The organism is Veillonella intestinalis, from assembly GCF_943192895.1.
In the GTDB taxonomy this organism is placed as follows: Bacteria; Bacillota; Negativicutes; order Veillonellales; family Veillonellaceae; genus Veillonella_A; species Veillonella_A intestinalis.
Genome location: NZ_CALPCB010000001.1, coordinates 59,342 through 81,595, shown reverse-complemented (window position 1 = coordinate 81,595; position 22,254 = coordinate 59,342). Strand labels below are relative to the sequence as shown.

At 35.2% G+C, this 22,254-nt stretch carries 27 protein-coding genes, 1 tRNA gene and 1 pseudogene; 9 read left to right on the top strand and 20 right to left on the bottom strand.

The genetic code is table 11. The features are described from left to right. Positions 1-50 precede the first annotated feature (50 nt). The 14 genes from NFR27_RS00375 to NFR27_RS10125 all read right to left on the bottom strand — a co-directional run bounded on the left by NFR27_RS00375 (position 51) and on the right by NFR27_RS10125 (position 9,748). Entirely contained in the window at positions 51-488 is a 438-nt protein-coding gene (locus tag NFR27_RS00375; RefSeq protein WP_251453856.1) for a phage tail assembly chaperone, read from the bottom strand. A 61-nt stretch (positions 489-549) separates the two neighbouring features. Beyond that, the gene (locus NFR27_RS00370; RefSeq protein WP_251441441.1) at positions 550-987 is read right to left on the bottom strand and encodes a phage tail tube protein; all 438 of its coding nucleotides are present in this window, start codon (positions 985-987) and stop codon (positions 550-552) included. Between the two features lie 42 nt (positions 988-1,029). Further along, the gene (locus NFR27_RS00365) at positions 1,030-2,121 is read right to left on the bottom strand and encodes a phage tail sheath C-terminal domain-containing protein (RefSeq protein WP_251441440.1); all 1,092 of its coding nucleotides are present in this window, start codon (positions 2,119-2,121) and stop codon (positions 1,030-1,032) included. Positions 2,122-2,124: 3 nt separating this feature from the next. After that, positions 2,125-2,559: a phage tail terminator family protein gene (locus tag NFR27_RS00360; protein ID WP_251441439.1), complete on the bottom strand. Its 435-nt coding sequence runs from the start codon at positions 2,557-2,559 to the stop codon at positions 2,125-2,127. A gap of 3 nt (positions 2,560-2,562) precedes the next feature. Continuing rightward, positions 2,563-2,988, bottom strand: coding sequence for an HK97 gp10 family phage protein (locus NFR27_RS00355; protein WP_251441438.1), 426 nt, complete (start codon positions 2,986-2,988; stop codon positions 2,563-2,565). Beyond that, entirely contained in the window at positions 2,967-3,353 is a 387-nt protein-coding gene (locus NFR27_RS00350) for a phage head closure protein (RefSeq protein WP_251441437.1), read from the bottom strand. The genes NFR27_RS00355 and NFR27_RS00350 overlap by 22 nt, the downstream gene beginning before the upstream one ends. After that, complete coding sequence (locus NFR27_RS00345; protein ID WP_251441436.1) at positions 3,350-3,649, bottom strand: head-tail connector protein; 300 nt, start codon at positions 3,647-3,649, stop codon at positions 3,350-3,352. Before NFR27_RS00345 ends, NFR27_RS00350 begins: the two co-directional genes overlap by 4 nt. An 11-nt stretch (positions 3,650-3,660) precedes the next feature. Next, positions 3,661-4,812 (bottom strand): phage major capsid protein, encoded by a 1,152-nt coding sequence (locus NFR27_RS00340; protein WP_251441435.1) that lies wholly within the window; start codon positions 4,810-4,812, stop codon positions 3,661-3,663. Positions 4,813-4,894: 82 nt separating this feature from the next. Then, the gene (locus NFR27_RS00335) at positions 4,895-5,473 is read right to left on the bottom strand and encodes an HK97 family phage prohead protease (protein ID WP_251453853.1); all 579 of its coding nucleotides are present in this window, start codon (positions 5,471-5,473) and stop codon (positions 4,895-4,897) included. A gap of 60 nt (positions 5,474-5,533) precedes the next feature. Beyond that, the gene (locus NFR27_RS00330) at positions 5,534-6,733 is read right to left on the bottom strand and encodes a phage portal protein (protein ID WP_251441433.1); all 1,200 of its coding nucleotides are present in this window, start codon (positions 6,731-6,733) and stop codon (positions 5,534-5,536) included. Positions 6,734-6,736: 3 nt separating this feature from the next. Beyond that, complete coding sequence (locus NFR27_RS00325; RefSeq protein WP_251441432.1) at positions 6,737-6,907, bottom strand: hypothetical protein; 171 nt, start codon at positions 6,905-6,907, stop codon at positions 6,737-6,739. Between the two features lie 12 nt (positions 6,908-6,919). Further along, on the bottom strand, positions 6,920-8,587 hold the full coding sequence (locus NFR27_RS00320) for a terminase large subunit (RefSeq protein WP_251441431.1): 1,668 nt from the start codon (positions 8,585-8,587) through the stop codon (positions 6,920-6,922). 3 nt (positions 8,588-8,590) lie between these two features. Beyond that, positions 8,591-8,950, bottom strand: coding sequence for a hypothetical protein (locus NFR27_RS00315; RefSeq protein ID WP_251441430.1), 360 nt, complete (start codon positions 8,948-8,950; stop codon positions 8,591-8,593). 459 nt (positions 8,951-9,409) lie between these two features. After that, positions 9,410-9,748, bottom strand: a complete 339-nt coding sequence (locus NFR27_RS10125; protein WP_371875179.1) for an HNH endonuclease — start codon at positions 9,746-9,748, stop codon at positions 9,410-9,412. A gap of 1,050 nt (positions 9,749-10,798) precedes the next feature. Here NFR27_RS10125 and NFR27_RS00310 point away from each other — a divergent pair. The 7 genes from NFR27_RS00310 to NFR27_RS00280 are packed head-to-tail and all read left to right on the top strand — an operon-like array spanning position 10,799 to position 14,240. Beyond that, positions 10,799-11,392, top strand: a complete 594-nt coding sequence (locus NFR27_RS00310) for a hypothetical protein (RefSeq protein ID WP_251441429.1) — start codon at positions 10,799-10,801, stop codon at positions 11,390-11,392. 22 nt (positions 11,393-11,414) lie between these two features. Further along, positions 11,415-11,705 carry a sigma factor-like helix-turn-helix DNA-binding protein gene (locus NFR27_RS00305; protein WP_251441428.1) on the top strand — a complete coding sequence of 97 codons (291 nt, stop codon included), beginning with the start codon at positions 11,415-11,417 and terminating at the stop codon, positions 11,703-11,705. Further along, the gene (locus tag NFR27_RS00300; protein WP_251441427.1) at positions 11,695-11,991 is read left to right on the top strand and encodes a hypothetical protein; all 297 of its coding nucleotides are present in this window, start codon (positions 11,695-11,697) and stop codon (positions 11,989-11,991) included. The genes NFR27_RS00305 and NFR27_RS00300 overlap by 11 nt, the downstream gene beginning before the upstream one ends. A 58-nt stretch (positions 11,992-12,049) precedes the next feature. Further along, positions 12,050-13,672 (top strand): hypothetical protein, encoded by a 1,623-nt coding sequence (locus NFR27_RS00295; RefSeq protein WP_251453850.1) that lies wholly within the window; start codon positions 12,050-12,052, stop codon positions 13,670-13,672. 1 nt (position 13,673) lies between these two features. Beyond that, on the top strand, positions 13,674-13,820 hold the full coding sequence (locus NFR27_RS00290) for a hypothetical protein (protein ID WP_251441425.1): 147 nt from the start codon (positions 13,674-13,676) through the stop codon (positions 13,818-13,820). Between the two features lie 53 nt (positions 13,821-13,873). Then, complete coding sequence (locus NFR27_RS00285) at positions 13,874-14,089, top strand: hypothetical protein (RefSeq protein WP_251441424.1); 216 nt, start codon at positions 13,874-13,876, stop codon at positions 14,087-14,089. Then, a complete protein-coding gene (locus tag NFR27_RS00280) occupies positions 14,076-14,240 on the top strand; it encodes a hypothetical protein (protein ID WP_251441423.1) in 165 nt (54 codons plus the stop codon). The genes NFR27_RS00285 and NFR27_RS00280 overlap by 14 nt, the downstream gene beginning before the upstream one ends. A gap of 718 nt (positions 14,241-14,958) precedes the next feature. Here the strand turns inward: NFR27_RS00280 and NFR27_RS00275 are convergent. Then, a complete protein-coding gene (locus NFR27_RS00275; RefSeq protein WP_251441422.1) occupies positions 14,959-15,468 on the bottom strand; it encodes a hypothetical protein in 510 nt (169 codons plus the stop codon). A 126-nt stretch (positions 15,469-15,594) separates the two neighbouring features. Between NFR27_RS00275 and NFR27_RS00270 the strand changes: the two genes are divergently transcribed. Together NFR27_RS00270 and NFR27_RS00265 are read left to right on the top strand one after the other, a co-directional pair. Further along, positions 15,595-16,185 carry an N-terminal phage integrase SAM-like domain-containing protein gene (locus NFR27_RS00270; protein ID WP_251441421.1) on the top strand — a complete coding sequence of 197 codons (591 nt, stop codon included), beginning with the start codon at positions 15,595-15,597 and terminating at the stop codon, positions 16,183-16,185. 38 nt (positions 16,186-16,223) lie between these two features. Beyond that, positions 16,224-16,754, top strand: a pseudogene (locus NFR27_RS00265) (site-specific integrase); the annotation flags it as partial. Positions 16,755-17,051: 297 nt separating this feature from the next. On the opposite strand, the gene NFR27_RS00260 reads toward NFR27_RS00265, so the two are convergent. From NFR27_RS00260 to NFR27_RS00240, 5 genes are all read right to left on the bottom strand, one after another. After that, positions 17,052-17,127: transfer RNA gene (locus tag NFR27_RS00260), tRNA-Thr, on the bottom strand. A gap of 112 nt (positions 17,128-17,239) precedes the next feature. Continuing rightward, positions 17,240-18,064, bottom strand: a complete 825-nt coding sequence (locus tag NFR27_RS00255; protein ID WP_251441419.1) for a TPM domain-containing protein — start codon at positions 18,062-18,064, stop codon at positions 17,240-17,242. A gap of 57 nt (positions 18,065-18,121) precedes the next feature. After that, the gene (locus NFR27_RS00250) at positions 18,122-18,676 is read right to left on the bottom strand and encodes a LemA family protein (RefSeq protein ID WP_251441418.1); all 555 of its coding nucleotides are present in this window, start codon (positions 18,674-18,676) and stop codon (positions 18,122-18,124) included. 178 nt (positions 18,677-18,854) lie between these two features. Then, positions 18,855-19,808 (bottom strand): magnesium transporter CorA family protein, encoded by a 954-nt coding sequence (locus NFR27_RS00245; RefSeq protein ID WP_251441417.1) that lies wholly within the window; start codon positions 19,806-19,808, stop codon positions 18,855-18,857. Between the two features lie 199 nt (positions 19,809-20,007). Then, positions 20,008-22,104, bottom strand: coding sequence for a heavy metal translocating P-type ATPase (locus tag NFR27_RS00240; RefSeq protein WP_251441416.1), 2,097 nt, complete (start codon positions 22,102-22,104; stop codon positions 20,008-20,010). Between the last annotated feature and the right edge of the window lie 150 nt (positions 22,105-22,254).

The window sequence follows — 22,254 nt, the reverse complement described above, 5'->3', positions numbered from 1 at the left end:
ATGTAACCTATATAAATAATAGGCTGTTTGTGTATTCCTATCGGTTTCAATTAGTTTTTTATTTCTTCGTCTACGTCGATGTCGTCGTCAACATCTACTACTTGCCCCGAAAGTACATTGATACGTTTAGCGATTTCGTTTGTTTCGCCAGCATTGAATAACTTTGTCATTATTTCTTCTGGTGTACCTACATTAAAATGTTCGGCAAGTTTCATACTGTGAAAGTCTGGTTTTTTAATGCCTTCAAGAAGGATTTTCGCACTAAATTTAGATTCGTTTAATTCTTCTTTACCCTTCTTATTTTTAGCAGTACATTGATTGCGAATCTTCATAAACATATCTGTATTAAGTCCTTGCAATGTAAGTACAAACTTTTTACCTGTTTTACGCGTTAACGATTTTACTTCGTATTCTTCGGTTTCTTGCTGTAGTAATGTTGCTGCGTCTTGCTGTAACAAGACATCAATTAAATTTAATTCAGTAGCCATTTTTTATATTCCCTTTCTTCTTAAAATTCAAGAAAAAAAGAGGGGCTAAAAAGCCCCCCTATTATTCACCTGTTGCGGTGTCTAAAATGTCCCATTCAGAAAACGTAAAGTTATAGCTTTCTTCTAAGATTTTATCTACTGACCAATCAGCCAATACTAATTCATCGAAAGTAGCGTCGCGAACTACTACGCGTTCTTCGCCTACGGCGTCTGGGTCGCTAATCTTAGATACGATAGTAAAGATAGGTTGTTTCCCTTCCTTAATTTTATCGTTCATTTTGCGTAAGAAGTAGCTATCTACTTTATGGAATTTGATACTACCTTTAGCCGTATAGCCTGTTACTTTATAAGATTTTGCTTGATGTTTGATAAGCTTAACTTCTGCTTTATCAAGTGTTACAGTAGCTTTAAATTCCATGATTTCGCCTAAATAGTGGTCGTCTACCCATACTTCGCCATGACGACCAGCCATGACTTTATTACCTGTTACATTTTGCATGTATTAATTAGTCCTTTCTTCTTAAAACTTAAGAAAAATCACTTAAATATTGATTGGTAAATCAATGTTTTCGATAGCGTCTAGCATAGATAATGAAGCTGTTAAGAACACATTGTCGCCAATGTTTTCGTACTTAAGTTGAATTTCAGACATTTTAGCCAATTCTTCTTTTGTACGACGTCCGTTTTTCATCAAATAAATCTTAGTATTTTCTAAGTTGATAGAAGCTTCATTCTGGTTCTTTTCTAACAAACCGTCACGTTCTAATTCTAAGAAGTAGCCGTTGATTGCGGTAATCAATAAAGAACGATTGTCGTAGCTATTCGCGTATTTGCCTAAGTAATTATCTTCGGCTGTTTTTTTGATGTCGTCATGAATCATGTCCATTAATTCTACAAGCTTAATCTTTTTGAAGGACTTTCCTTTACCTTCAATAGTAGTAATAAAGCTATTAACGCCACGTGCAACTTTAATTTTTTCGCCGTCATCAAATACAACGAATTCGCCTTTGTCGATACGGGAATCAAGAGTTTCTTTATCCACGAATTCAACTTCTGTTACTTCTGGTAGTGGGGCGTAAGTACAGCTAATTTTTGCTGGTGTTCCGCAGATTAAGCCAGCAATACGGGAACAATATTCAGCCCCTGTATACTGTTTACTACCAACTTTAAACCAGCTATTCGTAACATTGATTACGCCTTCATTGTCCGCTGCTTGTTTGTATAAAACAGCTTTTAACTGGTTATCCTTTTGCGTACGTTGTGCTTTAATCCATGTCGCAATAGTAGCCGCTGCGTCTTCGTCTGCTTCTGGATATACTAAGTAAGTAAACTTAATAGATTCTGCCACCTTTAACATGTCATTAATGCTTGTACTTTCGGCAAAAACTAACGGAATAATTTTATAAGGTGTTGTTTGATAGCCGATTAAAGCTAGTTCAATTTGTTTCTTATTTTCTTCGGATAATTCAGCTGGAATGTCGTCATTATCGAAAACCGTATGTTTTACATATGCATTCGCTGAACCGCTTGGTACTGTATCATGTAACAATAATAAAATAATGCCACGTTTAGCACGTTCAATAGCGGTAATACCGCGTTCGCGATATGAAATAGAAATACTAGGTAAGCCCATTCTCTAAATCCTTTCTGTTAAATAAAGATTGTTCATTAGTTCTTCTGGTTCTGGTTTGGCGATACCGTCGTAATAATTCAAATCAAATGAAAAAAAGACGATGTCGCTGTCATCGCCTTGAATCTCATAAGATAAATTTTCTGGTTGTAATGCCCTGTTTTTTATGAACAGAACCTTAAAGAACATGTCGTTTAAATCGTCTTGAATCTGATATAGTTGTTCAGCTGGCGTACTTCCCTTTTCCGAAAAGAATGTAATATAAATCGTGATTCGATTATGATTCAGATACTTTGTATAAGGTGAAGTCGTTTTCAAGGCTTTAAGAAAAAAACAAGGGCTTTCAAAGCCTTCTTTAACTTCGTCTAAATAGACTGGAAGTTTATAGGATTCTTGAAGCCTATCGCGTACAGATTCAAGAATTGAAATCTGTTGTAACATTGTCTAGCCCTCTATTTTCTTTTTCAAACGTTTTAAATACTTTTCTAATTCAGCTGGTAGTACGTCGTTACCAACATCTTTTGATGTCTTATCAATAAAATGTTTACCTTGGACATAGCCTACTGTATTGCCGTTTTTAGTAACAATTTTATGTCCTCTGTCTACAAGCCCTACATGTGGGGCTGTACTCCATACTTGGGCTTCTAAATTACTAAGGCTATCGCCTACAACTTTCTTGTGCCAGCTTTTAGCTAATGAACGTTTATGTTCTCGTCCAGAAGCGTATTTTTTCGATTCTTTAGTTAGTTCTTTTTTTAATTCAAGCCCTACTTTATTAAGCGTCTTTTCTGCTTCTTTGGGGTGTTCGCTAATAGCCTTTTTGATGTTATCTTGTAATTCATCAATTTTTAAAAGTTTGAATTCTGCCATTTAGTCGTACCCCCTATCGTTTTGTTATTTGATTCTTTACCCCGTGATTTTTTATCGGCTAATATTTCAAGCGATTCATTGTCTCCAAAGGGGTTTATAATCGCTGTGATTTGATACGGTGAACCGTTGTAATAGATAGTCATGTTAGAATCAAGATTCTTACGATACCGAATAACGAATTTTACTGTTTCCGTATTCTGTAACGTTTCATTGTCTAAGATTTCAGACGCACGAATCGGCTGTACAGAAGCCCAGCAAGAAAAAAGCTTTTCTTCTTTGATTGAGGAAAAGCCCTTGTCTGTTGTACCCTGTTTTTTAACGTGAATCTCGATTCGCTTATTTAATCTGCCAGCATTTGTAATCATGATTCCACCGCCTTATAACTGGTGTTATATTTTATGGTATGAATCAATGAAGTAATCGTATGTGGAAATTCCAATATTGCCGTAGATTTATTAGCCATGTTTCTATTACTGTACCAATGACTAACAAGAAGTAGTAAAAGCGTATCCATAATTTCGGAATCCTCTACATACTTCTTGCCTGTCGTTGATTCGATATATCCTATCGCAGCGTTAATTAATAGTTCTACTTGTTTATCTTCGTCTACTAAGTCGTAGTCGATTCGTAAGTAGTTTTTTACTTCCGATAGGCTAATCATAGTTTAGTACCTTATTTCGCAGCTGCTTTGTTTACGAATACTAAGCCGTTAGCGTCTACGACTTTACCGTCAACAAGTGCTACAGAATCATAAACTTTTGCACGTGTTTCATTGTCGATGTAAGTACGTAAATCTACATCATACGCTGTATTAAGCATGTAACGGCTTAAATCAAAGCCTAAAATTACAGTGTCGCCAGCAGCCGCAGCGTCGATGTCTGGTAATTCATCAGTTAATACAATTTGTTTACCGAATACTTTATATTGAGGTTTTCCGCTTAAATCGGTAGCTACAGAACCAATCGCACGATTAGCGTTATCTGTTGCACTGATTAGAGATAAAGCTGTACCTTCGTTCATGATAAGTACAGAACTTGCTTTATACGCGGAAGGAATCGCTTTTACAATTTTTACAATATCTGCTACTTTGAATTCGCTACCAACTGTAACAGTGGCTACTGGTGTAGCTTTCAAAATACCTGTAGGTTGTCCAACGCCAGAACCAGCTACGATAGCTTTTTCTAGGGCTTTCCCCATAGCGTCGCTAACATTTTTAATTAAAGTTGCTTCAAACGCGGATAAAGAACGTACGTCCATTTGGAAGGAAACGCCAGCGGAACAGCGAAGTTGATACGCGTTGAATGTAATAGCACCTGTAACGGCTTTATCGCCTTCTGCTTTAGCATTTTCGTTTTGCCATTTAGCCGTAAATACGGTAGCCATTTCTGGGACTACTACGCCAGCTGGAAACGCTACACGACGTACACGCGGTAAAATATCGCCGAATGCTTCTAGTTTAGTAACGATTTCGTTTAATACAGCTGTTGGCAATACAGCCCCGTTATCAGCTGTAATAGCTGGATTTAATGCACGGAATTCGCTAGGAATTTCAGTTCCTTTAGTAACATATTCCATAAATGCTTTACGGTATTCCATAGATTCAAAATTCATGTTTCGTTGTTCTCCTTTTGCTAATAAATCAGTGCCTAAAGTGTCGTCGTTCTTTAGTTCGTTTAAGATAGCTTCACGACTACGAAGTTCAGCTTCTTCTTTGTTAAGTGCTTCTAACTCCTCTTTAAATGCTTGTAATGCTTCGGAATCAGCATTTTCAATAGTTTTTCGAATCTCTAATTTACGATTCATAATTTCATTAAGTCGATTCATTAAGTGAATGTCCTTTCTTCTTAAAATCCAAGAAAAAACCAATAAAAAAACATACTAAAATATCTTCAATATATAAGTCTATTTAGTACGTCAAAAGTTCTACTTGATTACGTAGATGTTTAGTTTTTGCTTCTTCGATTTCTGCTTGTTTGATGTTTTCAAAGCTTCTGCAAATCGCTTCAATACAAGTATTGCTATAAGCTGGAAAATCAACAATGCTTAGTTCAAAAACACGGTTTAACGCTGTAATATAACGCGTATTACCTTCGAATTTTTCAGCGTCTACATAGAAGCCGAAAGACATTTTAGACAAGTCGCCACGCTTAATTAATTCGTAAATATCGCGTCCAGCTTGAGTATTAGCTAATACAGCTTCAAAATGCAATCCTACATCATCAATAGCAAGCTTCAATGTGCCATTGCTAGTACGGGCTAATAATGTAGCGTTGTCGTTATGGTTGTAACGCAAAATGACATCGGATAGATTACAGTTTAGTAAAGCGTCTTTTGTAATGACTTCATAATATTTATTTCCGACTTCATCTTCAAAAAGTAGCGTAGGCGAATCAAAAACGATTGCATAACCAGCGACTAACATGTCGTCATTTTCAAGTGAAGCAATCGAAGAAGAGTGTAAACTTCGATACTCTAAATCGTTCATGTGTAAACCTTCCTTTCTACTAGTCCATATTAAGAAATTTTCTTAAGATTTAAGAAAAAGTTAGTCTTTTAGTTGGTACTCGTCCGCTTTATCGGCGTTCACGTAGTTAAGTGATACTAAGCGTTTTTCGCCATTTTCTACTGGCGGTAAGTCGAAGATTTCACGCGATTCATTTATTGTTAATAATCCTAATGCACCTAACTCTTTAACCATAGCGACTTTATTAGTGGTCGAAGCATACGATAAACGATTCGAATTAAAGTCGATGTAATTACCGTTCTTATATTCTGTATCGTTAAAAATTTTAGCTGTAAATTCTTGTGATAAAAGAATCTTAATAGGGTCTATTACAGATTCGTAAAATGCTTGCCACTCCTGTTCCGTATAGTTGCCAGATATAATATTTTCTGTTAATCCAAAGTAAGAATATACTTCGTTTTGTAGGAATTTTAATTGTGAATCTTCTACGGATTCTACTTTTAGGTCGATAGGCTGAAATTCTACAGACGAATCAATAGCAGCGATACCACCAGTTTCAGAAGAATAGTTTTTAAACTTCTTAGCCCATGATAAGGCGTTTTCGTACCAGTCAGCGGCTTTCTGGTTGCCAGCTAATTTTAAGATACCTGTAATGTTACCGCTGTTTTGTACCTTATTAGCGATTGACTGTCTAGCCTTATATAGATTCTCTAATGTAGGTTTTAAGCTATTGTTCGCTTGTTGTCCTAAGATGTCGTCGTTTATGTAGTTGTGCCGTAAATGAATGATTTCATCGTAAGAAATTACTTCCGTTTGTCCTGTGTGAAATTGGAATTTCAAGCACAACTCACCTTTGTATTCTTTTAATTCGCAATTACTGAATGTCAAAGGATAGAAGCCAGTAATAAAACCAGCTTTATTTTTCTTTATCCAGACAAACGCGTTGCCGTAAAGAAGAAGCTGGCTAGTAATCTTATACAAAAATTCAGTTGATGTCATAAATTCATTTGGTCGATGTGTTAGTAGCGTATTAATGTTGCTATTTTGCACTGTACGCCCGTTTTCGTCGCTTAGGATATGAACGGGTCTTAACTTGCTTACATGCCTTGCTATGGTCGAAATACACGCATTAACGGTCAAATCGTCATAGATTAATTCGTTGTATTGCGTAATTTGATTCTGATACGAATTTAATAACTTCACCGAATCCAGATTCGCCGTATTAGGAATCGTATTTATTGCATTCTTAAAAATCGTTTCGATACCTCTAAATTCAAACATTAATTAGTCCTTTCTGATTTTACGTTTTAATTGTTGCCAGTAATACGGAAGAATCGCCGTAAAGAATACCCATAGAAAAACGCTTACATACATAATGATAGGCAAGGCAATATAAAAAAATAAGGCTATTACAATAGCCCAGACTAATAAGCCGAAGATTACAGATTCAAACATGTTGTACCCCCTTTAATTCATATAACTATAATTTTCTTCATCATTTAAAAAGACGGTATACGCGTCTAACATTGCTGCGAATCCGTCGATTCTGATACCGTCTTTATTTCGATTTTTTGACGGTTGTATATTTCCGTTTATATCTACATCTGCTTCTACACAAGCCAGATTCCATATTGTGATTGGATTGTTATTATAGTTGATGTTCTTATCTTCAATTTCATTTTTGATACGTTGCATAGGTACGCTTAATGTCTTTTTACCTTGCGGTACGACTTCCAGAATGTTTTTACCGAATTGCATTTGTAATTGTTCTGCTAGTTGTCCGCTGCCCCAGTTGTCATAACCGAACTTATAAGGGAATACATTATATTCGTTCATCATGTCGATATACCAGTCGAATATATCCATTGGATTTATGTTTTTGCCTTTAGATAATCGCACTAAGCCACGATTTACCCATGCCGAATACGGCTTATTATCTCTTTCTTCGTACTCTTTTAGGCGTTCTTCTGGAATGAAATACATTGATTTAACATATATAGTAGGTTCATTAGGCTTTTTAAATAGCATACAAGCCGATGTTAAGTCTACTTGTTGCGATAAGTCCCAGCCCCCTATGTAGTAACAATTTCTAAGGCTTTCCATATCAAACGTAGCGTCGTTAATAATCTTGTCCATATCAAAGAATGCCATATTGCCATTTACTGGAATATTGAAGTCTTTACATAGTGTATTCGGTAGATTCCTTCTATCCGCTTTCGCTTTCTTTACCGATGATTCTAAAAAACTAAGTTGTTTTGAAATACCTAAGTTCGGATTCGCTTTATACCACTTTGTAGGGTCGTCTATTTCATCGCGTGAATCCAATTCATAAATGATTGGTAATACGCCTTCGTCTTTGTAGCTACCGTCTGAATAGCCATTAATGATACGCGTACATTCATCGTATTTTAAATCGTAAATATTGTCGCGAACCATACCAGCCGTAGACGTGATAATAGACAATGGTTGTAATCGTGCTGACATACCGTCAATGATTACGTCGTATAAATTCCTATCTTTAATCGCATGTAATTCGTCAATTAAGGAACAATGGACATTAAGCCCGTCTAATGTATTAGAATCAGAGGATAAAGGTTTGTAGATACCGTCATTCAGCGTACATTTTATTTCGTTGATGTACAATTTAGCGTGCTTCTTCAAAAGCTGGCTTTTGTTAATCATCTTCTTTGATGATTCCCATATTATTTTAGCTTGGTCTTTTTTCGTGGCTGCTGAATAGATTTGAGAACCAGCTTCCCCGTCCGCATACAGCATATACAATGCAATAGCAGAAGCTAATGCTGATTTCCCGTTCTTACGGGCTATTATTAAAATGACTTCTCTATACTTCCGTAATCCTGTTTCTTTATTTAGGAATCCGAATACAGCAGAAATCATAGCCTTTTGCCAAAGTTCTAATAGAAAAGGCTTGCCAGCGATTTTACCTTCTCCATGCTTACAGAATGTTTCAATGAAATTAATTACGTGTAAGGCTTTATTATTGTCGTAAATGTATTCGCTATCATCGTCTAATAAATCGACTAAGTGTTTATAAGTAGCAGCGACTTTTTTACTTACAACAATATCGCCAGATTCAATAGCTGCGTAATATTGTTTTATGTAATTGTCGCCCATAACTTAACCTTTCCCCAGACTTAAAAACTTCTCTAATTCGTCTGATGTGTCTTTCTTTCTATCATCTGGTAAATACGAAATTAAATTCTTAACTGTAGTATTGTAATTCTTAATCATTGCATTATATACGCGGATTGATGTAGATTCTTTTATTCCGTGTTGGTTAGCCCCGTTCTGGTACTGTTCAGTACAGCCATTAATAGCAATGTCTTGCTGTAGTTCCTTTAGCGTTACAGACATAAACGCAGCGTTTAGGATAAGCGATTCTACAATATCGTATGTATCATCGTCTAATAGCGGTTTGAATACAGCTTTTAGCTTATTCGCTTCTTTCGTTATTTGTGACTTATTCGATGTTGCCATATTGCCCCTTTCATAAATTAAATATACGTAGGCTATCTGGTACGACGATATTTTCGTAAATCAGTTGCAATGAGTTCTCATATTCGCAATCGCAAAAACCAACGACTTCAAACAAAAGTGTTTGTTGGTTATTAGGCACGAAAGATACTGTAGCCCGTTCGTGTCTATCTATGTAATCAGCTACTTTAGTCATGTCTGAAAAGCTATCAAACTTAACTGTTACGATATGGTCGCAATGTATTAATACGCTAAGTACGTCGTATGTATTGCCGTCTATATTTATATAAAACGGTTCTATTCTCTCTATTCCCATGTGTTACCTTCCTAATTGATAATTCATCGATAATAACTTGTAATAACCATGACTACACCAGATACAAAAATCAGATTTTATATGAAAAAGAGTGCCGCACGGTCTTCTGTTTTAAATTCATTTTTCACTTAATAGGGGGGATATGCTTAGTAATTAAAGTCCTTGTCCTTACTATCAGATAAGGCGACTACATTCCCGTTACTATCAAATGTGACTACCCTATCAGATACAGCTGATGTACTGGCTTTGAATCGGTTGTGTTGCTTGTTGTGACATTCTTTACATAGTAGTATTAGGTTATCTTCATTAAGTGTTATATTCGGGTCTGATACGTTGTCTATTGTTATCTCTCTTATATGATGTACTTCATTACTGTTTGGTTTATTACATAGAGAACATATATAATTTTTCTTTTCCCGAAATTGATTCGCCGTCTTTTTCCACGCTTTGGAATTGTAGAAAAATTTTAATTTAGGATTAGCCATTTTATACCTTTAATCTTAAAATTTAAGAATATTTTTAATAAAAAGAATCCGCCCCTATTCGGAGGAAAATAGGAACGGATACGTCTTTTATTCGAAGATAACCGCGACTTTACCTTCTCATAATATAAGTATATTTACGCGATTAAAGTTCTATATAGATTAAAATAAAAATCCTTAAAAAGAAGAAAAAAGTTAGTACGCGTAACGTGCGTTTACATTCAATAAAGATTCTTAAAGATTAAGAATATTTTAGATTAAATTAGTTCGTTCGAAGCGAATGCTTCTCTCCCCCTTTTAAGGTGTTTTTTTTACTTAAAAAGAAAGAGGTGCATTTTAGTTTTTAAAAATAAGATTTGTTACAAATACACTTATATTATATTAAAGTGAAATTGTAAGTTTTTTTGTAAAGAATCCAGTAACTACAAGGGTTTATCGCACTTTTAGAGGTGCTAAAAAAAAGCACTTTTTACCCCGAAAAGTGTCAAAAAAAAGCACTTTTTATTTTCTGGTTAGAAAGTATCGTCGCTCAGTTTTAAACCAACACGGACAAAAATAGGCTGATTCTACGGATATAGTAGAGATACAGAATAGGTATTTATAAAAATAAGTTGTAACAGTTATCGAAAAGTTGAGGGTTAAAAATTGCTCAGTTAGTTGAGCAATTCAACCAAAAATAGCCCCGTTTTTCGGATATAGTAGAAAGGTGTTTTATTTGTGTCAATTTGTCCCAAAGAATATTCTTTATACCGTGATTTTGTAGTTATAGTAGACGGTCAAAAAAGATTAGCCCGTATACGGTCTAATACTCCCAAAAAATCAGTCAATTTACGGATATAGTGAAGGACTAAACAATATTGGCAATTATACTTGCCATTTCTCCCAAAAAAGTGCCTATTTTACGGATATAGTAGAAGGGGGAATTACAAAGTCATATACAACTGAATAATTTAAGTTTTTAGAAGCATTTATATATGTATGTGTATAGCAATAGTACACAAGTAATACATATGTAGAAGCTTCTTTTTTTATTACAGAATAGGGGGTTTTTAATTGAATTTAATGTTGCGTAATTTTGATGAATGTTTAGTTATTGGCGATGTAGGGGAAGCATGGACTAAGGAATACTACAAGCTGGTTGCTGGTGAAGATTTATATAAGGCAGATACAGAAGCGTACAGAAGTATTGACGTTGATTTTGTAAATGATGAGTATTGTGCAGCCTTTGATAATGTAGATGATATTTTAAATTCTAATGTAATCAAAATTGAAGTAAAGACTGATAGTTATAAAAGTGGAAATCAATGCATAGAAGTATTAGCTAACTCAAATAAAAATAGCTTAGGCTGGTCGCTTTATACGGAAGCTGATTTCGTTGTATCTGTATTTACTAGCCTTGATAGGGTTTACATTTACGACGGCAAAAAATTAAAAGAATTTGCTACCAGAATCCAGCATGACAACCGATTTAAGTATGTAAGAACTAAAACTAAGGGAACATATTCAGACGGCGTCTTATACGAATCTGCTGTAAGGCTTGTTCCGCGAAAAGTGTTATACGAAGAAGGAATTATAAAAGCCGTGGTTCGTATGTCTGATTTTGAAGAAATTTCGTCATTTGAAGAATTTGGTGTTATGTATAGCTAGTTTTAAGGGGGTAATAATTATTATGAAGAATGATTTTTCAAAAGCTAAACGCGTATTGGATAGTTATATTTATTTGAAAGAACGTGCTTATAGTCATGTAGGGCTTGTAGCAACGCTGGCGGATATAAACGCAGCACTGGATAAGTTAAACGCACGTCATCGCTATATTTTAAAAATGATACATTTTCAAGGCTACAGACAATATGAAGTAGGCGATAAGTTAGGAATCAAAAAGAACACGATTTATTCTGTATATCAAACAGCGTTAAAACATTTTGACAATGCTTTCTTTGGGGGTAGCGATGAAGTTTAATTACGGGAATTTAGAAGATATTAATAACGTCAAATCGTACGAAGATTACGAAGAATCAGAAATCGTAGCTATGGTTGAATACGCTACAAATAATATGTCTGAATATGAATACGATTGCTTAATTGATTCATTGTATTTAAAGCAGCGTACGACTAATCGGCTAGATAGTAAGAATACACGCGAATATTCTTACCATACAGCACAATCACTTGCGAAAAAAGAGAAACGCGAATCAAGCTTAGAAGCATTACAAGAATTTGAGTACGTACAATTTGGCAATAAATAGACTTATATATTGAAGGCTATTTAATCTTAAATTTCAAGAAGTTTCGGAGGATTTTTATATGACTAACTCATTATATACACATGCTGACAATAACAGTAAATATTTTCAATCCAGACAAACACTTGTAACGAAAGAAGGTCGCTTACAGTCTGGCAGATTTTACAGCGATAAAGTGTCAATCAGCTTTGGCTATGACGCGATTAGTAGAGGATTAACACAAAAGGACATTTACTACTTCGCTATGATTATCAGCCAGCATTTGAAAAGTGATAGCATTTTATACTGCTATGACAAACAGTCACGACGTCAAAAACCTATGACGCGTAAGGATTTACAAGCAATTCTTGAATTGTCTGATAGTGCATTTAAGCACTTCTTTTCACGCTGTAAAAAAGCCAATGTTTTAAAAATCCATAAATGGATTAGTAATAACGATATGACGCGTAACGTTATCTATGTCAATCCAGCATTTATACAGCCGTCTTATTCGATTACAGTTGTTGCGTATTGGTTGTTTAAAGAAGATTTAGATAAACGCTTAGACGATACTACTGTAGCTATGTTCACAGATGAATATTATAGACAATACGGCACATTCAACCATAATAAAGCAGATGAATTTTTTCTTAAAGATGAAGAAGAAATCGAAGAAAGTTCTACTTCTGAAAAAGAAAGTTTTGAATCTATTTTTAAAGAGTACGTATTAAACAATAAAGAAGCTGATGTATATAGCTTTGACGGATTTAATCAATTCTTTTTAGCTAATGAATCAAGCGAATATGGTAAGCGTTCAGCTGGCAATATTGTAACTTACAGAAACATGTTTATTGATATTGACGCTGGTAAAGACAAAAACGGGAAGTACTTCAATCTTGAAGAAGTCGCTAAACGTAAAGTAGATATGTTAGCTGTAATCCATTCCTTTGGATTAGTGCCAACCATGATTACAGAAACAAGAAACGGCTTTCATTGTATTTGGTCGATAGAAGAAACAAGTAGCGATGAATGGTTAGCCTTAGAATCTAAATTGGTTGATACATTCGCGATTGCTGATAAGGCTGTATGTGATTCTAGCCGTGTATTGCGTATGCCTTATACTACGTGGCGTAAAGGGAACGAATATAGCGACTATGAAGTAATGATTTATGACGCTAACGCTGTACGCTACAGCATAAAAGACTTTGAATCTGGTTTAACCGATTTTGAAGGCTATGTTAAGGCTGCATGTGAAGAATACTTAACTAAATACCCAGAAGTAAAGCCAGAATCCAGAATCCAGAAATCACATAACCATAAGCCAGCTACTATTTCTGATACGCGTATCTTAGCAATCAGTAAATTACAAGCTGTAAGCGTTGATACGCAAGACGTACGTACAATGACTATCAATGAATTCAAATCATACGCTAAGACGATTAATTTAGCCGATTTTTTAGGCTTACCAGAATGCCAACTATTTCGTTGTATCTTACACGATGATAATATCGCTAGTGCGAATATCATAGGTAACGAAGTAGACGGCTACCGCTATTATTGCTTTAGTCCTAATTGTGCTGGACATGGTAATAAAAAAGGTGCGGACATTTTCAATGTACTACAAGAATTATCTGGAATGCCTTTTTCAGTAGTATTAGATTATTTAGCTAAGTTATTTAACGTAAGTATTCGAAAGGTGGCTTAATATGGATTATATTCGCGATTTGGTACGTGGCTTCTTACACTTATTAATCGCTTGTAGTATCTTCTGGGGCGTTGTTGGTCGCGTCCCTTTAGATACAGAAGTTATTTTATTAGGTTTCTTGGTTGGTGCGTTTAGAGGTGAAAAGTAATGATGATAAAAAACTTAGAAAACATACTCATGTGTTTATCTGAATTACGCTGCATGATAGAAGAAGAATTACTAAGCGGTCAATGGAGTTCAGAAGGAATAGAAGACCTCTTACGCCTAAGAGAGTTGATTGATGATACATCAAATATATATAACGTTGAATATATGTATTCTAATTTAATGACTATCTATTATAATTTGGCTTACTTACGCGGACATAAACCAGAACCGCCAGTAATTGAAATGAGGGTAGAATATGACGAAGATTAATTTAGAGGTTGTTTCTGGAAACAAACAACATAAGAATCAGATTACAGAATCTGAATTACAAGAATGTATTGTAAAAGGATTAAGAAAAGGCTTACCAGAAGAAGACGTTCAAAAAATTAGGGAAGCATTACAAGAAGCGAATAAAAAATAATGGAACGTAACAAGGGTATCTATAAAAAATTATGTTCTTATATACCTAATATCGAATAAAATAGATATAGCAGATTGTACATAAGTACTACAGAAGCCACGGAGTTCCATTCCGTGTTTTTTTATTTGACTTTAAAGTACTTTAAATTAGTTTAAATCTATGCTATAATAAATACACAAGAAGCGATTCATTGTAATTGTACAAAAACGAAACCCCCAGAAATTGCGGTTCTGGGGGTTTCTTGCATTATACGTTAATGCCAGACGGTGGCTATAAAGTTAGTTGCCACGGATTACGATATTAAGCCACTGTATAAAGTAATAAGCTAATATAGAAGCTATTACACTTTTTACAATATCGTAGAAGAAGCGTTTCCTATTCCGATTCATTGTAATTGTACCCCCTTTCTGTTACCAGATTTTACGGGGTGGCAACGATACTATTATATCGTATTTATCTTAATAATAAAAATAAGGCTGTAGCAATCGCTACAGCCCTTTTTATTGTATGCTTATTTTATGGTTAGCTTTATTAATTCCCTTATGTCTTTTATGTCCAACCTGTTCATCTCCTTCCTACAATCATATTATAGTACGGATTTCACACTTCGCCAATATATCTTCTTTAAAACTAAGAATATATATTGAATTCTAAACAAAAGAAGAACGAAATACAATCGCAATAAAAAGCGAAAATATTTCGTATCAATGGAAAAGTTCTATTTATTTTTGTAATAAAATTTTATAAATTTTTCAGAACTAATTTTTTTAAATTTTGGGTCTTCTAAAATTATAAGCCATGCATTTTGATTCACAAATAGATTTACTGCAAGGCTTAAGGTATGAACCCGCGACCATTTTTCAAATTCTTCTATTTCTAGCAATTTATCGTATAATTTAATATCTACAAACATACTTACTTTTACTTGATTAATTTCATCGTCATGTAATATTTTATTATATAATTCGTTAATTTGTTTTATATCTTCTCTATATGTTTTAATAAAATTTTCCATTAAAAAATTAATTGTGTCCGTTTTAGATTTGCGTAATGTATATGCTAAGTCATAGAAATTCTTATAATCTTTATAAAACATTAAGTTATTTACAGTTTTCTTTTTATTTTCCTTATTTTCTTCTTTATTCTCAATATTTGTATCCAAAAATTCTGATAGCAACATTATATCACCTACTTTATACATCTTTAATAATTTTTTATTAATGTTCATATCTATTATAGCATAGAAAATAATTCTTTAATATAAAGACATTTATTTTGATTTCATAAATCTTATCTAGTATACTATAACTAAGTAAAGTAAAGAGTAGCCTAAAAGAAGGGAGTTAAAAATACAATGGCTATTCAAAAATTTAAAAATGGAAAAATTTATAAACCAAAAGGAAAAGATTATTACTACATTAGAGGTTTAACTTTAGGCTTTACACCAGATGGCCAAGAAATAATGTACCAAAATAACTTTTCTTTTGATACTTTAAAAGAAGCCCAACACTACAGAGAGAAAATAATAAAAGATAGGGAAAAGGGGTTTTTCTTACAACAAATTATTGAAGAATCAACAGCTATTCAAAAAAAAGAATTAACTTTACAAGAAGAATCTTTTATTCTCTATGCCGAAAGATTTTTAAATAGTAAAAAATTAGCCTATAAAACCTATTGCGATTATCAAAATATTTTAAAATTATTTATAAAACCCTTTTTTAAAGATTTAAAAATAAAAGATATAACAGGTCTAAAAATAAGGCAATTTACCAAAACATTGCAAGGCAATGGCAATATTCCTCGTACCAGAATATTTCTAAATCAAGTACTTGACGATTTATTAGCTAATGAATTAATTACGTATAGTGGCTATAAGAACATCAAATACCCTGTCTATAAGGTAAAGGTAGCAAGCCCAAAGAAAGCCTCACTGAAGACGAATTAGCTAAATTTTTAGATTATTTTAGAGGACATTGGCTAGAACATATAATACATTTACTATTTAATACGGGGATGCGTCCTCAAGAAGTACAGGCTTTATACTGGAATGATATAGAAATACAACCAGATAATTCTATTTACGTTACAGTTAATAAAGCGTGGGGACTTACCGAAATAGGCTACGGAATTAAAGAAACAAAAAACTTTTCTAGTAATCGAAGAATTTACATTCCGCCTAATTTATATCTTGTTAATTTACTGCGTAAGGCTTTTAAAAACGCTAATGGTTGTAAATATGTTGCCTATAACTCATGGCGTACTGCCCCTATCTCTACAACTAATTTAACTAATCGTTACTTTAAGGTTGCTGGTAAAATAACGCTTAAAAAGAATGTCACAGCACATGTAGCAAGACATACTTATATCTCAATATGTTTAGCTAAAGGAATTTCACCGTATGATATTATTAAGCAGACAGGTCATGCAACAATAGAGATGATTGTTAAAACTTACGGTCATGCAATAAAGAAAACAGAAGATGTATTCAAAAATATTTATATAGTTTCACAGTAATATGAAAAACATTCTAACTATTTCTTCTAGTCCAACATTTGGTACATCAAAAAATACCTGTTCGCCCTTGATTTTACTGGATTTCTGACAAAAAAGACGAGAAAAATGGTACATCAAAAAGTTGATGTACCAAAATAATTTTTATATAACATTATTTTTCAAGATAAAATACAGCAAAAATAAAGTATTTATAAGGGTTCATTTGATTTAAATTACACTTTTCAAAACAAATTTAAAAATTTGTAAAAAAATACGTAGCAAAAGTCACAAAAACCCTTGCTACGCCTACGTTTTCAGTGGAGCCGATAATAGGACTTGAACCTACGACCTACTCATTACGAATGAGCCGCTCTACCAACTGAGCTATACCGGCATGTCTACTTTGTTATTTTAGCGGATTTCAAACTAAACGTCAAGAAAAAGCGCTTACTTATAAACTAATAAGTAAGCGCTTTTTTGCCTATATTTTAACATTTAATAATGGATTACCAGCCACGGCCAGCACCGCCTCCGCCGCCAGAACCGCCACCGAAGCCACCACCTCGGCCACCACCTGATCCACCACCAAAGCCGCCGCCTCCGCCACGACCACCGATGGAGATATGAGCCAATATAAATCGAGTAATAGCGCCTCCAAAAAAGAAGAAATCAAGAATGAGGAAGATAAGAATTCCGCCGCCAATATACATCACTTGTTCATCAGACAACTCATCTGATTCCCCTTGCCGACGATTTCCTTCTTTTACAAGGCCTTGCATCTCTTTACTAATATCAGGATGTACAATTTGCACGGCTTGCCAAACAGTATTTACAATACCACTACCATAGCGGCCTTCCTTAAAATATGGCAATGCATATGTATCTAGCAGCTGACCAACTTTAGCGTCATTTAAATCACCTTCAAGACCATATCCCACGGATAAGTACACCCGCTTATCCGCTATTGCCACCGCCAACACGAAACCATCATTTTTACTGCCGTGACCAACACCCCAGCCACGCAATACAGCAAGGGCATATTCTTCAGGCGCTTGATCACCAAAAGTAGGCACTACTACAACGGCCAATTGACCTTTGCCTGATTTATCGAATTGTGTCCCAATTGCATTTAGAGTTTGTAACTCCTGTTGCGATAATACCTTAGCCTGATCCACCACATACTGCCCTGCTGGGGGCTTAGCAGGTATATTGGCTAATCCTACATTAATCAATAAAACGGCAAATAGTAAAACAAGCCCAAAGATTCGTGGCATACATTTCAGCATTGGATCCCTATTTGACCTACTAGACTTATTTATGCTACGAGTCATGCTAGCCTCCTAACTATATGAAACGCCTAAGTAAAACTATTCGCTTTTACTACCTCATTAAAAGGATACTTTAGGCGCTGCTTGCGCACTTTCATCAGCTTGGAAATATGCTTTTTGTTGGAACCCAAGCATGCCTGCATAAATGGATGTTGGGAATGTGCGAACCTTTGCATTATAGCCACGCACAACATCATTATAATCCTTACGAGCAACAGCAATCCGGTTTTCAGTACCAGCTAATTCATCTTGTAACGCTCTGAAATTCTGATCCGCTTTAAGATTTGGATAATTTTCCGTAATCATAAGCAAACGACTTAATGCACTGGATAATTCTCCATCTGCTTTTGACATATCTTCTACTGTGCGAGCACCACCTAGTTTAGCACGCGCATCAGAAACTGCATTAATAGCTTCTTGTTCATGAGCTGCATACCCCTTAACGGTACTTACTAAATTTGGAATCAAGTCATTACGACGTTGCAATTGCGTTTGTACTTGGGCTAACTGATTATTTACGGTTTCATCCATTTGTACTAAACCATTATATCCACTTACTAACCACACTGCGACTACCGCAATAACAGCAATAACAATGAGCCATGTCTTTTTCATATTGTTCCTCCCAAAACGTAACAGTCTTATCTAATACATACTTATAACTAAAAAACAATATATCGAAATATATCGTATATTTCTTATTATACTATATAATCCATACTTTTTAATAATAAAAAATCTACGCTTTAATACTCTATTAAAGCGTAGATGCTCTATAACTATTTACTATGTACTATAAGAAATCATTTTTCCAAAGCAAAATGCCTGCTACAAAGGTAGCAATCAAAGCAATGCCAATAACAAAGGAAAAGCCATCACCAAAGCCCTCAAACGGCACTGGTACATTAATGCCCCACAAGCTAAAGATTAATGTTGGTACCGCCAAAATAATCGTTACCGCCGCCAATAATTTCATAACCATGTTTAGATTATTAGAAATAATAGAGGTGAATGCATTCATCATGTTCATTAGAATATTTGAGTACATTTCAACCATTTCAATAGCCTGCTTATTTTCAATAATAACGTCTTCTAGCAAATCCTCGTCTTCTTCGTACATTTTAAGCAAATGACGCACATCTTCATGACTGCGAATACGCAAAATTCGCTCCATTACAGTACCATTCGTTTTTAATGCCGATGTAAAATAGGTCATGGACTTCTGTAATTCTAACAATTGGAAAAAGTCTTTATTTTTAGTGGTATGACGCAATTGGATTTCAATATCATCGGTACGACGATTAATTTGTTGCAAGTATCGTAAGAACAATGTAGCTGTACGATACATAATTTGAAATAAAAATCGCGTTTTCTTAAATGTATAAAATGTAGCTACCTGATTATTTAAGAAGGGATACATTACTTCTGACTCTTCTAAACAAACGGTAATAAAGAAATCAGGTGTTAAAAAGATACCTAACGGAACTGTATCGTAACTGTCGCTCCCCCGCAAAGCAGGAATGTTAATAACGACAAAAATATAGTTTTCTTCTATTTCCACGTGCGAACGTTCTTCCATATCCAACGCTGTTTTCAAAACGTCCGTAGGGATTTCCGTCATAATATTGACAAGCGCCAGCTCATCGGGGTCAGGATTCACCAAGTTAATCCACGAGCCCTTTGTTGCATCAGCTACGGTTGTATCTGATATAAGCTCGCCGTCTTCATGTTTGTATACCGTGAGCATACGCCACCTCCCATTCATTAGCTTATACTTCATCATATCCAACCAACATAGCATTCGTCAAGTATAGAATCAGTGAAACGGCCATAAAAAATCGCTCTTAGGTGCTTTAACAGACATTATCTTTTCCTAAGAGCGATTTAATCGCATGAACGAAACAATAAGTAAAAATCTTACCCTATATTAACGTCCAAGCTAGTGTTTACTTTTTATACAAAATTCGAACGGAGTTTAAAATACAAAGTATGGAAACACCAGTGTCAGCAAATACTGCTACCCACATATTAGCATAGCCAAAAAGCCCAAGAATCATAACGAGCACCTTGATACCTAAGGCAACTGCTACATTCTGCCAGGCAATGGAAATTGTATTCTTAGCAATTCTAAAAGATTCTACTACTGAACTAATGCTAGGACGCATATACACAACATCAGCCGCTTCAATCGCTGCATCGGCGCCACTTCCCATAGCACCGCCCACATCAGCTCCAGCTAGTACAGGCGCATCATTAATGCCATCGCCTACAAACATAGTAGATCCATATTCTTGACGAAGCTCTTGCATAACACTTAATTTATCCACTGGCAACAACTCAGCTCGCACGGCACTAATACCTGCTTCTTTAGCCATATAATCAGCACCAGCTTTAGTATCCCCAGTCAACATAATCGTTTTTAGACCACGTTTGGTTAATTCTAAAATAGCCTCTTTTGTATCTGCTTTTAATTTATCTGAAATTAAAATAGCTCCTGCATATTGGCCATTAATTGCGATTAGTACTTCACTGCCATAGGTAGTAGACTCAGTTGGATATCCTGAAATATTAAGTTCATCCATTAAACGACGATTGCCCACAGCTACAGTGTCACCTTTGACAATCCCTGTCATACCACGACCGGATAATTCAGCTAACTCATCCACACTGGCAATAAACATATTACGTTTTTTGGCTTCATTGGCAATACTTACAGCTACGGGATGTGTCGAACGCACTTCCAAAGCAGCTGCATGACTTAACACCGACAATTCATCGAATCCATCAGCACTATGAACAGCCTGAACAGCAAATTCACCGGTAGTAATCGTACCCGTTTTATCCATTGCTACCGCTTTTACCTTAGCAATTGCTTCCATGGACAAACCACCTTTAAACAAGATGCCTACACGGGAGCCACGACCAATACCAGAGAAAAAAGCTAAAGGAACACTCAATACGAGAGCACATGGACAACTAATTACCAAAAAGGTAAGAGCCGTATATATCCAGTACGACCAATTCCCTGTAATTAACGATGGTACTACAGCAACTAATATAGCTAAAACTACCACAATAGGCGTATACACACGGGCAAAGCGTGTAATGAAACGATCTAATCGAGGCTTTGTAGCCGCCGCATTCTCTACAGCATCTAAAATCCGTGTTACCATAGAATCTTTTAATTCTTTATCAACACGCATCAAAATACGACCGCTCTGATTAATACAGCCTGATAAAATTTCTGTACCAGGGCCTGCTTGTACAGGAACTGGTTCACCAGTTACCGGCGCTGTATCAATACGCGTTGCCCCTTCTATGATAGTGCCATCTAAAGGAATGCGCTCACCCGCTAATACTTCAATAGTCTGCCCAATCTGTACATCTTCTGGACTGACTAAGCCGGTATGACCGTGTGGATCAACTACACGAACTTGTTCAGGACGCATATCAATAGCTTCCATTATGGCAGAGCGGCTTCGTTCTGTCGCTTTTTCCTCAAAATAAGTGCCAATACGATAAAATAGCATAACCCCAACGGCTTCTGGGGTCTCCCCAATAATCAATGCCCCCAAAGTAGCCACACTCATTAAGAAATTCTCATCAAAAATTTGACCAGAGCCAATATTTTTAATAGCATTCCACAAAACGCCCCAACCTAATAATAAATAGGTAGCTAATAGCATAGCTAATTCAATATTTTTAGGAATACCTTCTACAAACACATCTACTAACATCACTATAATACCCACAATAATGGCTATAAGGCCACCGCCATGAGCATGGTCATGATCGTGATCATGAGCGCCTTTAGCTTTTCGTTGATATACTTGTACTTCTACACCTTCTTCAATGGCATCACAAATCGTTTGGATTTCTGAGATTAAAGCCGATGTATCTGGTATCGTAGAAGTAATTCGCAATTGCTGCGTACCAATAGAAAAAGAGGCGTCACTAACTGTTTCTAATCCCTTAATACGGTCCTCGATTTTAGCGGCACAGTTCGCACATGTTAAATTCTTAAGTAATAAGATTCGTTCCATCGTTGACTCCTTGTGTGTCTGCAGATACTAAAATGATGTAATACATACATTATAAATAACCTATACTTGCGAGTTTAAAATTTATATATTCGTATCTATCGCAATAACATATGAACAATTATTCATATGTTTCTATATATTCATTATATA

What these genes read in the sequence shown, in the direction of transcription:
- NFR27_RS00375 (WP_251453856.1), bottom strand. Translation starts at nt 488, where the DNA reads ATGGCTACTGAATTAAATTTAATTGATGTCTTGTTACAGCAAGACGCA.
- NFR27_RS00370 (WP_251441441.1), bottom strand. Translation starts at nt 987, where the DNA reads ATGCAAAATGTAACAGGTAATAAAGTCATGGCTGGTCGTCATGGCGAA.
- NFR27_RS00365 (WP_251441440.1), bottom strand. Translation starts at nt 2,121, where the DNA reads ATGGGCTTACCTAGTATTTCTATTTCATATCGCGAACGCGGTATTACC.
- NFR27_RS00360 (WP_251441439.1), bottom strand. Translation starts at nt 2,559, where the DNA reads ATGTTACAACAGATTTCAATTCTTGAATCTGTACGCGATAGGCTTCAA.
- NFR27_RS00355 (WP_251441438.1), bottom strand. Translation starts at nt 2,988, where the DNA reads ATGGCAGAATTCAAACTTTTAAAAATTGATGAATTACAAGATAACATC.
- NFR27_RS00350 (WP_251441437.1), bottom strand. Translation starts at nt 3,353, where the DNA reads ATGATTACAAATGCTGGCAGATTAAATAAGCGAATCGAGATTCACGTT.
- NFR27_RS00345 (WP_251441436.1), bottom strand. Translation starts at nt 3,649, where the DNA reads ATGATTAGCCTATCGGAAGTAAAAAACTACTTACGAATCGACTACGAC.
- NFR27_RS00340 (WP_251441435.1), bottom strand. Translation starts at nt 4,812, where the DNA reads ATGAATCGACTTAATGAAATTATGAATCGTAAATTAGAGATTCGAAAA.
- NFR27_RS00335 (WP_251453853.1), bottom strand. Translation starts at nt 5,473, where the DNA reads ATGAACGATTTAGAGTATCGAAGTTTACACTCTTCTTCGATTGCTTCA.
- NFR27_RS00330 (WP_251441433.1), bottom strand. Translation starts at nt 6,733, where the DNA reads ATGTTTGAATTTAGAGGTATCGAAACGATTTTTAAGAATGCAATAAAT.
- NFR27_RS00325 (WP_251441432.1), bottom strand. Translation starts at nt 6,907, where the DNA reads ATGTTTGAATCTGTAATCTTCGGCTTATTAGTCTGGGCTATTGTAATA.
- NFR27_RS00320 (WP_251441431.1), bottom strand. Translation starts at nt 8,587, where the DNA reads ATGGGCGACAATTACATAAAACAATATTACGCAGCTATTGAATCTGGC.
- NFR27_RS00315 (WP_251441430.1), bottom strand. Translation starts at nt 8,950, where the DNA reads ATGGCAACATCGAATAAGTCACAAATAACGAAAGAAGCGAATAAGCTA.
- NFR27_RS10125 (WP_371875179.1), bottom strand. Translation starts at nt 9,748, where the DNA reads ATGGCTAATCCTAAATTAAAATTTTTCTACAATTCCAAAGCGTGGAAA.
- NFR27_RS00305 (WP_251441428.1), top strand. Translation starts at nt 11,415, where the DNA reads ATGAAGAATGATTTTTCAAAAGCTAAACGCGTATTGGATAGTTATATT.
- NFR27_RS00300 (WP_251441427.1), top strand. Translation starts at nt 11,695, where the DNA reads ATGAAGTTTAATTACGGGAATTTAGAAGATATTAATAACGTCAAATCG.
- NFR27_RS00295 (WP_251453850.1), top strand. Translation starts at nt 12,050, where the DNA reads ATGACTAACTCATTATATACACATGCTGACAATAACAGTAAATATTTT.
- NFR27_RS00290 (WP_251441425.1), top strand. Translation starts at nt 13,674, where the DNA reads ATGGATTATATTCGCGATTTGGTACGTGGCTTCTTACACTTATTAATC.
- NFR27_RS00285 (WP_251441424.1), top strand. Translation starts at nt 13,874, where the DNA reads ATGATAGAAGAAGAATTACTAAGCGGTCAATGGAGTTCAGAAGGAATA.
- NFR27_RS00280 (WP_251441423.1), top strand. Translation starts at nt 14,076, where the DNA reads ATGACGAAGATTAATTTAGAGGTTGTTTCTGGAAACAAACAACATAAG.
- NFR27_RS00275 (WP_251441422.1), bottom strand. Translation starts at nt 15,468, where the DNA reads ATGAACATTAATAAAAAATTATTAAAGATGTATAAAGTAGGTGATATA.
- NFR27_RS00270 (WP_251441421.1), top strand. Translation starts at nt 15,595, where the DNA reads ATGGCTATTCAAAAATTTAAAAATGGAAAAATTTATAAACCAAAAGGA.
- NFR27_RS00255 (WP_251441419.1), bottom strand. Translation starts at nt 18,064, where the DNA reads ATGACTCGTAGCATAAATAAGTCTAGTAGGTCAAATAGGGATCCAATG.
- NFR27_RS00250 (WP_251441418.1), bottom strand. Translation starts at nt 18,676, where the DNA reads ATGAAAAAGACATGGCTCATTGTTATTGCTGTTATTGCGGTAGTCGCA.
- NFR27_RS00245 (WP_251441417.1), bottom strand. Translation starts at nt 19,808, where the DNA reads ATGCTCACGGTATACAAACATGAAGACGGCGAGCTTATATCAGATACA.
- NFR27_RS00240 (WP_251441416.1), bottom strand. Translation starts at nt 22,104, where the DNA reads ATGGAACGAATCTTATTACTTAAGAATTTAACATGTGCGAACTGTGCC.